General features: G+C 63.3%; 10 protein-coding genes. 4 read left to right on the top strand and 6 right to left on the bottom strand.

What is annotated here, in order from left to right:
- The first annotated feature begins 73 nt into the window (after positions 1-73).
- Entirely contained in the window at positions 74-745 is a 672-nt protein-coding gene (locus ABSH63_RS15405) for a TonB-dependent receptor domain-containing protein (RefSeq protein WP_352890955.1), read from the top strand.
- A 223-nt stretch (positions 746-968) separates the two neighbouring features.
- Here the strand turns inward: ABSH63_RS15405 and ABSH63_RS15400 are convergent, their stop codons facing one another.
- From ABSH63_RS15400 to ABSH63_RS15380, 5 genes are read right to left on the bottom strand one after another with little or no spacing between them, the layout of a single operon-like run.
- Positions 969-2,480: a class I adenylate-forming enzyme family protein gene (locus tag ABSH63_RS15400; RefSeq protein ID WP_352890953.1), complete on the bottom strand. Its 1,512-nt coding sequence runs from the start codon at positions 2,478-2,480 to the stop codon at positions 969-971.
- Entirely contained in the window at positions 2,480-4,096 is a 1,617-nt protein-coding gene (locus ABSH63_RS15395; protein WP_352890951.1) for a GMC family oxidoreductase, read from the bottom strand. The genes ABSH63_RS15400 and ABSH63_RS15395 overlap by 1 nt, the downstream gene beginning before the upstream one ends.
- An 8-nt stretch (positions 4,097-4,104) precedes the next feature.
- Complete coding sequence (locus tag ABSH63_RS15390) at positions 4,105-5,469, bottom strand: FAD-dependent oxidoreductase (protein WP_352890949.1); 1,365 nt, start codon at positions 5,467-5,469, stop codon at positions 4,105-4,107.
- Positions 5,466-5,729, bottom strand: a complete 264-nt coding sequence (locus ABSH63_RS15385) for a 4Fe-4S dicluster domain-containing protein (protein WP_352890947.1) — start codon at positions 5,727-5,729, stop codon at positions 5,466-5,468. Before ABSH63_RS15385 ends, ABSH63_RS15390 begins: the two co-directional genes overlap by 4 nt.
- 3 nt (positions 5,730-5,732) lie before the next feature.
- Positions 5,733-7,940: a molybdopterin-containing oxidoreductase family protein gene (locus ABSH63_RS15380; protein WP_352890945.1), complete on the bottom strand. Its 2,208-nt coding sequence runs from the start codon at positions 7,938-7,940 to the stop codon at positions 5,733-5,735.
- A gap of 122 nt (positions 7,941-8,062) precedes the next feature.
- On the opposite strand from ABSH63_RS15380, the gene ABSH63_RS15375 reads away from it, so the two are divergent.
- Positions 8,063-8,818 carry an enoyl-CoA hydratase/isomerase family protein gene (locus tag ABSH63_RS15375; protein WP_352890944.1) on the top strand — a complete coding sequence of 252 codons (756 nt, stop codon included), beginning with the start codon at positions 8,063-8,065 and terminating at the stop codon, positions 8,816-8,818.
- A 148-nt stretch (positions 8,819-8,966) separates the two neighbouring features.
- Here ABSH63_RS15375 and ABSH63_RS15370 read toward each other — a convergent pair whose 3' ends face one another.
- Positions 8,967-9,599, bottom strand: coding sequence for a TetR/AcrR family transcriptional regulator (locus tag ABSH63_RS15370; RefSeq protein ID WP_352890942.1), 633 nt, complete (start codon positions 9,597-9,599; stop codon positions 8,967-8,969).
- Between the two features lie 301 nt (positions 9,600-9,900).
- Here ABSH63_RS15370 and ABSH63_RS15365 point away from each other — a divergent pair, with 301 nt between their 5' ends.
- Positions 9,901-12,093 (top strand): molybdopterin-containing oxidoreductase family protein, encoded by a 2,193-nt coding sequence (locus tag ABSH63_RS15365; RefSeq protein WP_352890940.1) that lies wholly within the window; start codon positions 9,901-9,903, stop codon positions 12,091-12,093.
- Between the two features lie 3 nt (positions 12,094-12,096).
- Positions 12,097-13,602: an acetyl-CoA acetyltransferase gene (locus ABSH63_RS15360; RefSeq protein ID WP_352890939.1), complete on the top strand. Its 1,506-nt coding sequence runs from the start codon at positions 12,097-12,099 to the stop codon at positions 13,600-13,602.
- The last annotated feature ends 158 nt before the right edge of the window (positions 13,603-13,760 follow it).

Below are 13,760 nucleotides of genomic sequence, written 5' to 3'. Positions count from 1 at the left end.
GCGTGCTTCAGGATCGCAACGATCTGGGTTTCGGTGAAACGCGACTTCTTCATCAGAACCTCCTGGCTGTACGATGCCAGAAAGCTCTACTTTCAAGTTGTCGCCGCGGCGGGGAAGCTTACGCACCATCCAGAAAAATCCCCTATCGGGCCGCGTCTCGATCATCACCGGCGGTGTCGTCGACTACATCAATGCTGGTGAGGCGGAGATCAAAGGCGTCGAGTTCGACTTCCTGCTGCTGCCGATGCCGGAGCTCAACCCGGGTCTGGTCGTGACCGGCGGGCCCGCGTACATCGACGCCCGCTATACCGAGTTCGTCAATGGACGCGGCTACGACGACGCCACCGGCCTGGCATTCGGCGAAGGTGGTGCGACCCTGCCGCCGCGCGATCTGAGCGGCAACCGCATCCCGCGTGTCCCGGAGCTGTCCTGGGTCGCGGCAATCAATCAGCGCATAGATCTCGACGGTGGGCATGCGCTCGAGTTCGGTGTGGACACGAGCTATGCCAGCGAAATGTTCTTCCTGCCGCAGAACTCCGAGTTCTCGAAACGCGATGCCTTGCAGTTGTACAACGCCCGCGCGAGCTGGCTGTACGAACCCTGGGCGTTGGAACTGACTGCGTACGTGAGCAACATTACCGACGAGATCTACGCCGAGACCGCCTTTGTGTCCGATTTCGGATCATCGCTGACCGTCAACAACGATCCGCGAATGTATGGGCTGCGAGCCCGCATCAGTTTCTGAAGAGCGAGTCGCGCCGACGTTGCGGCGAACACGACGATCTTCGTCTCGCTAAACCTCGACTCCTTCATGAAACCTCCTGACTGCGATGAATATGCCAGAAAGTTCTACTTACCGGTCGTCCGGGGTCAGGAGGGGGTTACGCCTGGAGATCGTTCGTTCAAGGCGGCGCCAAGCCAATCGGCCGCGATCTGCTCAATGCAGATGGGAAGCGCAGACACCGAAATCAGCTGAGCGACGCGAACAGTTCCGGCAATCTGGTGCGCGCGATCTTGTTCGACGGAGTCTTGGGTAGGGGTTGCGGACTCAGACGCAGGTGCTTGGGTGCTTTCACCGCGCCTAGCAGCTGGCGCGCCTGTTCGCGGATGAGGTCGGCGTCGTTGAGGTCTGGAGCGTAGACCATCGCCGCGACTTCCTGGCCCCACCGGGTGCTGGGCAGACCGAACACCACGCATTCGATGATGCCTGGAATGCTGGCGAGCGCACGTTCGACCTCCGCGGGGTAGATGTTCACCCCACCGGAAATCAGCATGTTCTTTTTTCGGTCGACGATGATCAGGCCGCCGTGCTCGTCGTACCGTCCGAGGTCGCCGCTGCGGTACCAGTCACCGTCGAAGGCATCTTGCGTTGCAGCCTCATTGTTCCAGTAGCCGGACATCAGCTGTGGTCCTCGAAGACAAATTTCTCCAACTTCTCCACGAGGCGTCGTTTGCCCATGTTCGTCGCGTAGTTCGATCTCGACTCCGGGCAAGGCATGTCCGCAACTGACTGGATTACGTGCAACTTCGGCTGCATCGGGAGACGATACGCCGCCGCAAGCCTCCGTGCACCCATACTGTTGACGGATGGTGACGCCCTTGGCGAGGAATTTCTCCAGCAGCGGGCGCGGTACCGGCGCACCGCCGGTATAGGCACTTCGCAGTTCGTCGAAACGCGCCTCGGTGAATCCAGGCGCCATCGCGATGCGTTCCCAGAGCGCTGGCACGCCACCGAAGTAGGTGATGTGCTCTTCCGTGAGCAGCTTGAATGCACGCGCCGGGTCGACCGTCGGCTCGAGGAAGGTGCTGGCGCCGACCACGATCATCGGCGCGAGGTTCGAGATGACGCCGCCGGTGAATGCCAGTGGAGCGAGGATCAAAAACCGTTCCTCCGCGCCGCGCAGGCCGAAATTCAGGATGAGGCCTTGCATCGCGGCATCGACCGCTCGGTGGGTAAAGGTTGCGCCTTTGGGTACGCCGGTAGTGCCCGAGGTGTAGCAGATCATCATGACGTCGTCGTCGGACAAATCGCGCTCCTCGAAAGGTAGCGAGGTGGCGAGCGCATCGGTGTAGTCGCAGGCTTGTGCCCCGTTGCGCAGATACAGCCGCGGGCGATCGGTAGGCTGGGTACGGTCGACGATGCCTATGCGCTCGACCAACGAGGGAGTGCTGAGCACGGCTGCGCATCCGGCATCGAGTGCGATCTGTTCGAGCTCGAATCTCCCGAACAGGGGGTTTAGCGGCACGAAGATTGCGCCCATGCGCAGACTTGCGAAGAATGCCACGCACCACGCGAGGGAATTCCCTAACAGGCAACCGAGGCGGTCGCCACGGTGCACGCCTTGGCTTGCCAGCCAGCCGGCGAGGACGGCCGAGTCGCGATCGATTTCACGCCATGTCAATCGCTGTCCGGCGCAGCTGATCGCTATCGCATCGCCGCGGCGCTGGGCCCAGAAGCGGATATATCGGCTGAAGTGCATCACACATTCTCCCGAAGGTCCTGCCGAACGAGGTCCGCGCCGCGCTCGGCGATCGCGAGAGTCGGCGCGTTTGTGTTGGTGCTTGGCAGCAGCGGCATGACCGAGGCATCGATGACGCGCAGGCGGTCGATCCCGTGGACCCGAAGCGATGGATCGACCACGGCGGTGCTGTCGATACCAATACGGCAGGTGCCGACCGGGTGATAGGCGGGGGCAGCTTTCCAGCGCACGTACTCCGCCCATTGGTCATCGGTCTCAGGTAGGCGTTCGGGCGTGCGCAAGCCGCTCACGATGCGCTGCATCGCCTTGGTCTCGAAAAGGTCGACGACGAAGCGCTGTGCACGCACGAGGGTGTCGACATCCCGCTGATCGCCGAGCAGCGGATGCGCGATCCGTGGCGCACCACGCTCGTCGATTTCTACGTGACCGCGTGAATACGGGTGGCACAGCGTCGTCAGGATGGTGACGGTCGGCTGCTTGGACATCGACGCGCTAGCGGTCGATAAGGTGTCCGGTTCGATGTCGTAACTCAGCGGCAGGAAATGCAGTTGGACGTCAGGGACATCTGTTGCCGCCTGCATGCGTACGAGGCCCATTGCCTGAACCGCGGGAGCAGTCAGTACGCCCTTGCGTGCACTCAAAAATGCCCACAGGTGCGCAAGCATGTGGTGCGGCCTCATCTGGGAGTTAATCGTCGCGCATCGGGCGTAGCGGTTCTGGCCGACGCCGGGGTGTTCCTGCAGGTTCTGCCCGACACCCGGGAGGTCATGAAGGACAGTGCGTCCGAGTTGCTGCAGTCGCGCGCCGGGGCCGATGCCAGAACGCAAGAGCAGGGCCGCACTGCCGACCGTGCCACAGCTGACGATCACTTCACGTCGCGCGTTGATGGTCAACTCGCCGTGACGGCTATGCACGACGGCGCCGTGGGCGCGGCGCCCCTCGAACAGCAGTTCATGTGCCTCGGCGTGCGTGAGTACGCGCAGATTGGGTCGTGTTCGTGCCGGACGCAGGAAGGCTTTCTCGCTGCTGCAACGCCAGCCATTGCGCTGCGTGGCAACGGTGAGAAACACGCCTTCCATGTCGCCGTCATGGTAGTCGTCGAGCCGTCGCAGGCCACACTCCACGCACGCTGCGATGAAGTCTGCGCAGAGCGGGTGCGGCTCGCGCATCGGCGACACCGTCATCGGTCCGCCTTGTCCGTGTGCCGGATGCGGTGTCCCGGTCCAATCCTCGGATTTCCGAAAGTACGGTAGTAGGTTGTCGAAGCCCCAGCCTCGGGCACCGGCGGCGACCCAGCGGTCGTAATCTTGCCGCATGCCGCGGATATAGACCTGACCGTTGATTGAGCTGCTGCCTCCAAGCAGCTTCCCGGCGGACCAGATGAACCGGCGCCCGTGAATGCTGGGATCCTGCACTTGTCGGTAGCACCAGTCATAGCGCGGATGGGTGATCAACCGAGCGAAACCGACGGGTAACTGGACCAGCAGCGAGCCCGCTTCTCCTCCGGCTTCCACCAAGGTGACGCGCAGTCTCGGGTCCTCGGTCAGTCGCGCCGCGAGCACACTGCCGGCTGTACCGCCCCCCAGAATAAGGACGTCGCAATCAAGTGTGGACATGCGTGCCCTCAGGCCGGGCCGGATGCGGCGATGGCGAGCAGTTCGCGACGCGCAGCGATGCGCCGTCGTGGTCTGCCACTGGCAAGCCCACGTTCTCGCTCGATGCGATCGATCTGCTGCCAGCCTCGATGGTCGGTGATGCCGATCCCGCGTCGTTGCAGGGACCCGGGCAAGTCGTTGTGCAAGTCCATAGGAGGTCGGGCTTTGAGGCTGCCGGCATCCGCCATCAGGGCGTCGACGGTCTCACGCGCGCAGAAGCGGTTGCTGCCGATCACGCCGTTGGGGCCGCGTTTGATCCAGCCGGTGACATACAAACCTTGGACGAGTCCGTCCTCGCCCTGCACGCGACCGGCCTGGTTTGGAATCACCCCGCGAGAGTCGTCGAACGGCAGTCGCGGAAGCGCGGACGCGCGATATCCGATCGAGCGAAAAACCAGGCCGACCTCGAGTGTTTCGACGGTTGATCCGGGTTCGGCCTTGATACCGCCTCTGCCGTCGTCGACGAGGCGATTTTCGACCAGTCGGACCGCAACGACGCGATCCTCGCCCAGCAGTGCTTCCGCAGAGCGCTGGAACCGGAGGATCAGGCGCCGCGGTGCCGGCGCGGACCTGCGCCACCGAAGCTCGTGCAGTATTTGCAGCCGCAGACGTTGACTCGCGGGCAGCGAGGCCGGAACGTCGTCCGGAATCACGCCGTCGATCTCGACGGCGACCCCGGGGAGGTGCGTGAGTTCGAGTAACTCGGGCGCGGTGAACGAGGCTTGCGCCGGTCCGCGTCTGCCGAGGATCACAACCTCTCGTACGCGACTCGTCGACAGTGCGTCGAGGGCATGGTCGGCGATGTCGGTCTGGCGCAGGAGATCGATGGGCAGCAGCATCATTCGGGCGACGTCGAGCGCGACGTTGCCGTTACCGATCACGGCTGCCCGCTCGCAGTCGAAATCGAATCTCCGCTCGGCCTGATCGGGGTGAGCGTTGTACCAGCCCACGAAATGGGTCGCCGCATGACTTCCAGGCAAATCTTCACCGGGGATGCCCAGGCGACGGTCTTCGACGGCGCCGCAAGCAAAAATCGTCGCGTGATAATGGCGCCGGAGATCATCGAGCGTGAGCTCGCGGCCGTACGCCACATTGCCGAAGTAGCGGAAACGGCCGCTCGCCACCGCCATGCGTTCCAGCACCGCGGACACTTCGCGCCGTGCCGCGTGATCGGGCGACACGCCGGAGCGCACCAGGCCGCCAGGCGTCGGCAGACGGTCGAACAGATCGACACGGGCGCACGCATCCCGTCGCAGAAGCTCGGTCGTAGCGTACAGACCGGCGGCGCCGGCGCCGATGATGGCGACCTTGAGCGGATGTGATGGTGCTTTCATGTCACCGCCCGCCCCGTGAGTTCCGCATTGATCCGGCGATAACGCTGCAATGCTTGCGGTAGCCGATGCTCGGAATAAATCGCGTTGACCGGGCAGGCCTCGGCACAGGCATTACAGTCGATGCAGGCCGCCGGATCGATCGCCAGCATGTCGGCCTCGCGGAACCGGGGATCGTTCGGACGCGGTAGGATGCAGTCCACCGGGCACACGTCGACGCAGGCGGCATCGTTGATGCAGGTGCCGACGATCACGTAGGCCATGGTTCAGGCCTCCACGCGCAGGGCTTGGGTCGTGGCGTCCGCCCTCGGGCCCAACCCAGGGGATATGCGCTCGATCCTGACGGGCTTGGCGTTGAGGGCTGGCGTCTGTGAGAACGGGTCGATCTCGTGGCGGTCGATCAGCAAATTGCGATTGGCGCCGAGTCGCACCGGTGCATCGTTATTGACCGGGTCATAGATCGCCGAGCCCCATCCGTGTGGAACCGTGACGACGCCGGCTCGGCCGCCCGGAACGATGCGGACGGGAAGTTCGATTTGCCCCGCCGGGGAATGAATACGAACCCATTCGCCGTCGACGATGCCCAGACCCATGGCATCGTCCGGATGCAGTTCAGCCACGTTGTAGCGCTGTTGCGCGAATAGCCCTTCGGTTTCGTTGAGCCAGGAATTCATCGACTCACGCACGCGGCGATTGATCAGCAGCATCGGATACTCCGCACGGGTTCGCGTACTCCGCTCGGCGAGCGTTTGCTGCAATGCCCAGAGGAATTTCGGCGGTGCGCAGTGGACGGATTTGTCTGGTGTGCGCAAGGCCTTGGCGAAGTGGCCGTACTCTTTTTCGCCGTAGAGCCAACCGTGCTCGTGCTTGCGGATGTCGTCGTACTTGAGGCGTCGCCCAGACATCACCAGCAGACGTTCGATCCAACGGGGATTCATCGCGTGCTCTGGATTGCCCGTCATTCGCGCGAGCCACCGGCTCGCGCGGATGAAGGCATTGACGCCCGGTTTGCCGAACAGATTGCGATCCATCCTAAGCGCAAGGTCCATGAAAAACTGCCACTCCTCCTTGACGCCCGTCGGCGGCTTCACGGCCTGACGGGCGTATTGGGCGAACGGTAGCTCGGTCAGTCCCGCGAATAAGGGATGTAAACCCTCGCGTTCGAGGAAGTGCGTGCCGGGAATCAGCCAGTGTGCATGTCGGTGACTTTCACGCTGCACGAGATCGATCGCAACCAGCAGTTCCAGCTGTGCAAATGCCCGATCCAGTGCCGCGCCGTCCGGCCCGGATACGACCGGGTTGCCCGCAGCGATCAGCATTGCCCGGATCTGACCCTCCCCGGGCGTCGTGATCTCGTCGGCGAGTTCGGCAAGGGAATGGAAGCCGGCAATGGTCGGATTGTCGCGAAGGCGCGTACGGTGTTTCACGGGTGGCGCGAACTTTGACCAGATCTGGGCAAGGTCCAGATAGCCCCGTTCCACGCGTTTTCCGCCGGGACGGTCGAGTCGATCGGTGACGGCATTGATGGCTGCGCCCAGCCATTCGGCGAGCGTGCCGGTTGGCGTATGCGACACACCGGTGTGGGTCAGACACATTCCGCGCTGAGCCCGACCGAAGCGGCGCGCGACGTCGCGGATCGTCTCTGCCGGCACACCGCAGCGGTCGGCGAGGTCGTCCAGCGAGGCGGAGAGCGCGAGCGCGCGGATCTCATCGACTCCCTTCAGGGGGACTGCGGTGATCGAGCGCTGCAGCTTTTCCGCGAAGAGGACGTGCAGCACACCGAGCAGAAAGGCCCAGTCGGTGCCCGGCAGGATCGCCACGTGTGTGTTGGCGGCCTCGGCGGTGGTCGAGCGGCGTGGATCGACGACGATCAGATCCGCCCCGCGACGCTGGGCCGCCAGAACGCGGTTCCAGCCATCCGGAACGGTCTCGACCCAGACGAACTTGCTCTGCGCCGGGTCCATGCCAACGAGAACGAAGCAGTCGGCGTGGTCCACATCCGGGATCAGCGCCAGCATCTCCGTGCCGTACATCTGTTCCATGACGACATGGGTGTTGTTCTGGTCGACCGATCCGACCCAGAAGCGATTGCGGGTGCCGATCGCGTCGAGCAATCCGTTCCAGAAGATCGAACCGGAAAAATTGAAGCCAAGCGGATTACCGCTGTAACTGCCGACGGCATCCGGCCCGTGGCGTTCGATGATCCGTAGTAGGCGCTGGGCGATATCGCTCTCGGCTTCCTCGTAGCTCGCGGGAACGTAACGCTCACCGACACGCTTCAGCGGCGTTTTGATCCGGCGAGGATGGTCGACGACTTGTGCAGCGGTTTTACCCTTGCGACAGAAGTCCCGCCAGCTAAAGGGATTATCGCGATCCGGTTCGATGGACAGGACCTTGTTGTTCTCGACCGTGATCCGCGTGCCACACAGGCACATGCAGTAATGGCAGAAACTGTAAACTGTCCGCTTCGTCATGGGCGAGTCTCCTCCGCGGTGTGGCCGGGCCCCGTGCCGACCAGCGTCGCACGTCACTGCAATAAACCAGTGACAGATATTGTTTAGTGTAACAATGTGGACGGAAAATGCTAGAGGACGCGATGGACGCGCTGCAGATCGAAAGCCCAGTGGCAGGCGTGCGCCTGTTGCGCCTACATCGTCCGCAGGCGTGCAATGCCCTGACCACGGCTCTGCAGCAGGCGATCGACCAGGCGTTGATTGAGGCCGAGGCGGACCAGGCCGTGCGCGCCGTCGTCATCACCGGAGAAGGCGAGCAGGCATTTAGCGCCGGATACGATGTGAAGGAGCTCGCCGGCTTCGACGAGACGCGGTTACTCGAGAACTACCTGCAACGGCAGCGTCTGTTGCTGGGGCTGGCGAAATTCCCCAAGCCATTGATCGCTGCGGTGAATGGCCTGGCCCATGGCGGCGGCGCGATTCTCGCCACGCTGTGCGACCTGCGGATCGGCGGTCTCAACAGCGAGTTCCGTTTCACCGCAGCGGCCTACAACGGTGTCAACAACACCTGGCAACTGCCGCTGCTGATCGGCCCAGCGAAAGCCTTGGAGTTCGTGATGACCGCGCGCGTCGTTCCTGCGCGCGAGGCGTTAGCCTGCGGTCTGCTGAATGCGATCGCCGAGAATGGATCGGTCGTCGACGCCGCACTGAACGTCGCGGCGCAGATCGCGATGCATCCACCGGCCGGCGTCCGGTGGCACAAGGCGCTGATTCGCGAAAGAGCCGGTCGGAGTCTGGAACAGGCCTTCGATGCCGAAAACGCGGTGATGAGTGGGCCGCTGCGTCCTGGGCGGGCGGCGCAGACGTTCGATGCTTTCCTCGCGTCGCGAAAGCGGTAACGCTTTCAGAAGCGGGCTCGCCGCGTAGCGCCATAACGCTGCGCGACTTGCACCAATCAGTGGAGTCATACCGTCGCTGCCGTTCGCCTTTGTAACCCATCGTCGTTCCTTCGCGAACGTCGGACACGTGTATGGGGGCCTGGGATGCTCAGAACTCTTCTGGGAAATCGCGCTTGAGCTTGTCCATGTCGAACAGGGCGGGCACGACCAGCGTTCGAATCATGCGCCGCATCCGTTCCTCGGTCATGGCGATGAAGCTCTTGCCGAGCGAAGTGTGCATGTACAGCGTGATCCACAGCAGCACGTCGTCCATCTTCAGTTCGGCACGCAGGTAACCGTCCTCGCGCCAGCGTGTCAGCGACGGTAGCCATTGTTCGGACATGGCGGCAAGCATCGCGTCTTCGCTGCCGGCGACCGACGATAGGAGTTCGGTCCCCGCATCGCTGACGATGATGCCGGTGTACGGATGTTCCTTCGCCGTGGCAATGTCGAAAATGATGCCTTCGATCAGTGCCCGCGGCGGAAACCGGTGTTCCTGTAGCACCGGTACGACCAAGCGCGTATGGTCGCGGATCTCGCGGACGAGCACCTCGATCGCGAGGTGGTTTCGCGAGGGGAAGTAGCGGTAGATCGTCGGACGTGAGACTTTCGCCGCCTTGGCAATGTCGTCCATCGACGTCTTGTTGATGCCGAAGCGTCTGAAGCACTTGACCGTCGCATCAATGATCCGGTCTTCCACGCGCTGTTCGGGAACGACGACCGCACTCCGTTTCTTGTTCATCTGCGTACTGCCCCCTCACCTGCGATGCCGATTGGAACGAGTTTGCGTCCACCGGCAGCGAGTGTACGCCGGTAGCGGATGACGCGCTCGGCGTCAGCGGCGCGCAGCGGCTTGTGGCGTGTCACCTCTGTTGCTTATGCGCGCGAATCGGCCGATCGCCACGGCTGCCCGCGAGCGCGTTGCGGCGCGCAATGACTTGCCCGCCACGGGGTGCCGGCTTGAGATTCGCGTTGCAGTAAGACAATACTAGTAATTAGTAAACTAATGCCGGACGCTGGGGTTGCACGCACAGGAGCGTGTCATGGCTGAAACGCGATTCACCTTCTGCCACATCTGCGAGCAGTGCTGCGGCCTGGCGGTCAGCGTCGACCACGGGCGGGTGATCGAGATCCAGCCCGATCGCGCGCATCCCTACAACTGGCGGGACTTCTGTGTGAAGGGTGCCCGTGCTGCCGAGACGATCTACCATCCCCTGCGGATCAAGACGCCGATGCGCAAGGTCGACGACCGCTACGAACCGGCGACGTACGAGGAAGCGATCTCGGACATCGCAACACGCCTCCAGCGCATTCGTGAACGATATGGCGGTGACGCGATCGCCGCGTACTCGGGCAACCCGCAGTCGTTCTCGTTCGAGTCGGCGACGTTCCTATCGGGCTTTCTGAAAGGACTGCCGACCCACAACTACTACTTCGCGGCCTCCGTAGACACCAACGCCCTGCACGTTGTGGCCGAACAGATGTACGGGTCACCGTGGCTGGCGCTGAACGTGGACGTCGATGCGTGTCGCTGCTTCTTACTGATCGGCACCAACCCTGCCGAATCGGCACATGGCTGGGTCGGACATGCGGCGGACGGCTGGAAGCGGATGCTCGCCGCCAAGGCAGCCGGTGCGGATCTGATTGTCGTCGATCCCCGTAGAAGTCCAACCGCCAGCAAGGCCACCCTGCATGTGGCCATTCGCCCCGGAGAAGACTGGGCGTTCCTGCTGGGCCTGATCCACGTGATTTTTCGTGAGGACTGGCTGCACACGGAGGATCTGGCGCGCACTACCGGGCTTCATGCGCTGCGTGGGCTGGCGGCCGGTGTCCGCCTGAATGCACTGTCGCAGCGCTGCGACGTGCCGGTTAGCACCATCGAGGAGGTCGCGCGACGCTTTGCGACCGCACCGAGCGCGCATTGCGTCACGCGAACGGGCTCGGGGCAATCGCGCAACGGCACGTTGGCCGAGTGGCTGGGGCAGGTGCTCAACGTGATCACCGGCCGCATCGAGCGACCCGGTGGGCGCACGTTCAATCCCGGGGTTTTCGACCATATCGGCGCGGTCGAACGGATGTTCCGACCGAGCACCACCCCGAGTCGGGTGCGAGGCTTGCCGCCCGTCGCGGGCGCGCACTCGCTGGCCGAGCTGCCAGACGAGATCGAAACGCCGGGGCCGGGTCAGATTCGCGCGCTGATCATGCACGGCGGTAATCCGGTTATCTCGGGGCCAGACGGGCCACGTCTGGATCGCGCCCTGTCGAAGCTAGATTTGCTGGTTTCGATCGATCTGTTCCAGCGCGAGAGTCATCGGCACGCGCACTGGTTGATTCCGGCCGTCCACTTTCTGGAACGAACGGAACTGCATCCCTTGTTGGCCTCATTCCATGACCGGCCCTTCGTGCAGATGGGACGAGCCGTGGTCGATCCGCCGTCGGGTGTGAGGCCGGATTGGCAGTTCCTCGCGGAACTGGCGCTCGAGATGCGGGTCCCCCTGTTTGGCAAGCCCTGGTTCAACGCAATGATCCGCGGATCGCGCGCCCTGGCGCGCCTGACCGGCCGCGATGCATTGGCCTTCAAGCCAGCGTGGCTTACGCGCCTGATGCTGCGCATGGGCGGCAAGGTGACCTGGTCCGAGGTGGCTGCGCATCCCCACGGGCTGATGTACGAGGACAAGCGCTACGGTGCATTCTGGGGGGCGCTTCGCACTGCGGATCGCAAGATTCACCTGTGTCCGCCGCGACTGGCCGAGGAACTGCGCAAGTGCCTGTCGACACCTTTGTGCCGTGCACCCACGCAATTTCCATTGCAGCTGATTTCCCGTCGTCGGCTGCAGAACATGAATTCCTGGCTGACCGACACGACCGGCCTGGACGCCCGTCCGTTGCTGGCCGATGTCGTCGAGATCGCGCGCGCCGACGCCGATGCGCTTGGGGTGGCCGATGGCGATGCCGTGCAGGTCGTGTCGCGGATTGCGCGCCTGCCGGCGAAAGCATTGGTATCGGATCGGATTCGCCCGGGCGTCGTGGTTTTCGAGCACGGCTGGGGCTCGGGTCTCTTCGACCCCAGCGGACAGCGCACTGTCTTGCGTACCGGCGTCAACCGCAACGCACTGGTGTCCGGCGACGAACTGGACCCACTCAGTCAGGTGCCTTTGCTCAATGGCACGCCGGTTCGCATCGAGCGGTCCGGCAAAGCGACGGTAGCTCACCCCTCGAACCCACCGCAACGCTGAACCATGCGCAAATTCCTGGACCGTCAGCCAGTCATCATCGGGGTCGGGGAGAGCATCGACAGAGGCCGCTCGCTTGCCGAGGCAAAGGAGCCGATGGCCCTGATGGTAGAGGCCCTGCAAGCCGCGCAGCAGGACGCAGGCACCGCATTGCTACAACATGTCGACACCCTGTACGTCGTGCGGGAATTCTCCTGGCCATACGTTGACCCTCCGGGCTTGCTTGCGTGGCGGCTCGATATGCCGGCATCCCATCGCTTCTACGGCGAAGACGGTGGCGAGACGCCGATCCGCTGTCTTCATGAAGCGGCGCAAAGAATCGCCAGCGGCGCATCCGGGGTCGTGGCTGTCGTCGGTGCAGAGGCCGCGTACACAACTGCCGCAGCCTGGAAGTCCAATGTGCCCCTGCCCTGGCAGCATCGGGATTCGACCGCCAAGACTCCGACTGGACGCGACTTTGTGAGCGAGACGGCCCTGGTCTGTGGCGTCGTTCAACCAGCACATGTCTATCCTTTTTTCGAGAATGCTTTTGCCGCTGCGCGCGGGAAAACGCAGGCCGAGGCGCTTGTCGAAAGTGCCGAAATGTACAGCCGCCTTTCGGCAATCGCCGCACGCCAGCCTTTCGCGTGGTCACAGCGGACGTACAGACCCGAGGAGATGCTGAACACCGACGCGGACAATCGCTGGGTGGCATGGCCCTACTGCAAGCGCATGGTGGCCAATCCAATGGTCAATCAAGGGGCCGCGATCCTGCTGACCAATCGGGCGCGAGCCCGCGAGATGGGTGTTGCGGACGACCGGATGATCCACGTTTGGGGCGGTGCGTATGCCCGCGAGCACCGGGACTATCTGCAGCGGGACAGCTATTCGCGCTCGGCAGCGCAGACCGCCGTTCTGCAGAGCGTCGCCGAACGCGTCGGGGGTGCGCAGGCGTTTCAGGCGCTAGAGATCTACAGTTGCTTCCCCTGTGTGCCCAAGATGGCTTTGCATGCGCTCGGCTTGCCTGACGACACCTCCGTGTCTGTGACGGGCGGGCTGAGTTTCTTCGGCGGACCGCTCAACAACTACATGAGTCACGCGGCAGTGGCGATGACGCGTGTGTTGCGAGAAGCCGATGAGCGCCCAGCCTTGCTGTACGGACAGGGCGAGTACTTGACCAAGCATCATGCGCTCGTGCTGTCGAGGTGTCCGGACGAGGGCGCGTTCGACGACATGAACCCCTGTGTGCAGGCGCGCGCCGATCTGATGATGAGTGTCGTCCCAGAGCTCCTGCACTGGTACGAGGGTGAAGCTACGGTGGAGACGTTCACTGTCCTCTACGACCGGCAAATGCAGCCGGACTTTGGGGCGGTGATTGCGCGCACCCCGATCGGTGAACGACTGTTAGCGCGTGTTCCCGCCGGTGACAGGGACACGATCAACTGGCTGACTGCCCCGGGTCGCAGTCCAATCGGCAGCCACGGACGGGTGCAAAAGCTGGACGAACACCGGCTGCGGTGGGTCGCAGCTTGAATCAACCACGGATTCATCAGGAGAGGGGTGGCAATTGTCGCCTCCCCCTAAACTCGGTCCAAGGATAACTGGAGGTCTCCGGGCAAACTACACGCCCCAGGAGGCTTTCAATGCGCAGGAGCAAATTCACTGAAACCCAGATCGTCCGGACGCTCAAA

The sequence above is a fragment of the Sinimarinibacterium thermocellulolyticum genome (assembly GCF_040327995.1).
GTDB classification, from domain to species: Bacteria; Pseudomonadota; Gammaproteobacteria; order Nevskiales; family Nevskiaceae; genus Solimonas; species Solimonas thermocellulolyticum.
Note: the sequence above shows the minus strand (reverse complement) of the source record. Positions and strands in the feature narration are given on the sequence as shown.

Bases quoted from the DNA above. Each gene is read 5' to 3' on its own strand.
- ABSH63_RS15405 (WP_352890955.1), top strand. From the start codon at position 74: ATGCCAGAAAGCTCTACTTTCAAGTTGTCGCCGCGGCGGGGAAGCTTA.
- ABSH63_RS15400 (WP_352890953.1), bottom strand. From the start codon at position 2,480: ATGCACTTCAGCCGATATATCCGCTTCTGGGCCCAGCGCCGCGGCGAT.
- ABSH63_RS15395 (WP_352890951.1), bottom strand. From the start codon at position 4,096: ATGTCCACACTTGATTGCGACGTCCTTATTCTGGGGGGCGGTACAGCC.
- ABSH63_RS15390 (WP_352890949.1), bottom strand. From the start codon at position 5,469: ATGAAAGCACCATCACATCCGCTCAAGGTCGCCATCATCGGCGCCGGC.
- ABSH63_RS15385 (WP_352890947.1), bottom strand. From the start codon at position 5,729: ATGGCCTACGTGATCGTCGGCACCTGCATCAACGATGCCGCCTGCGTC.
- ABSH63_RS15380 (WP_352890945.1), bottom strand. From the start codon at position 7,940: ATGACGAAGCGGACAGTTTACAGTTTCTGCCATTACTGCATGTGCCTG.
- ABSH63_RS15375 (WP_352890944.1), top strand. From the start codon at position 8,063: ATGGACGCGCTGCAGATCGAAAGCCCAGTGGCAGGCGTGCGCCTGTTG.
- ABSH63_RS15370 (WP_352890942.1), bottom strand. From the start codon at position 9,599: ATGAACAAGAAACGGAGTGCGGTCGTCGTTCCCGAACAGCGCGTGGAA.
- ABSH63_RS15365 (WP_352890940.1), top strand. From the start codon at position 9,901: ATGGCTGAAACGCGATTCACCTTCTGCCACATCTGCGAGCAGTGCTGC.
- ABSH63_RS15360 (WP_352890939.1), top strand. From the start codon at position 12,097: ATGCGCAAATTCCTGGACCGTCAGCCAGTCATCATCGGGGTCGGGGAG.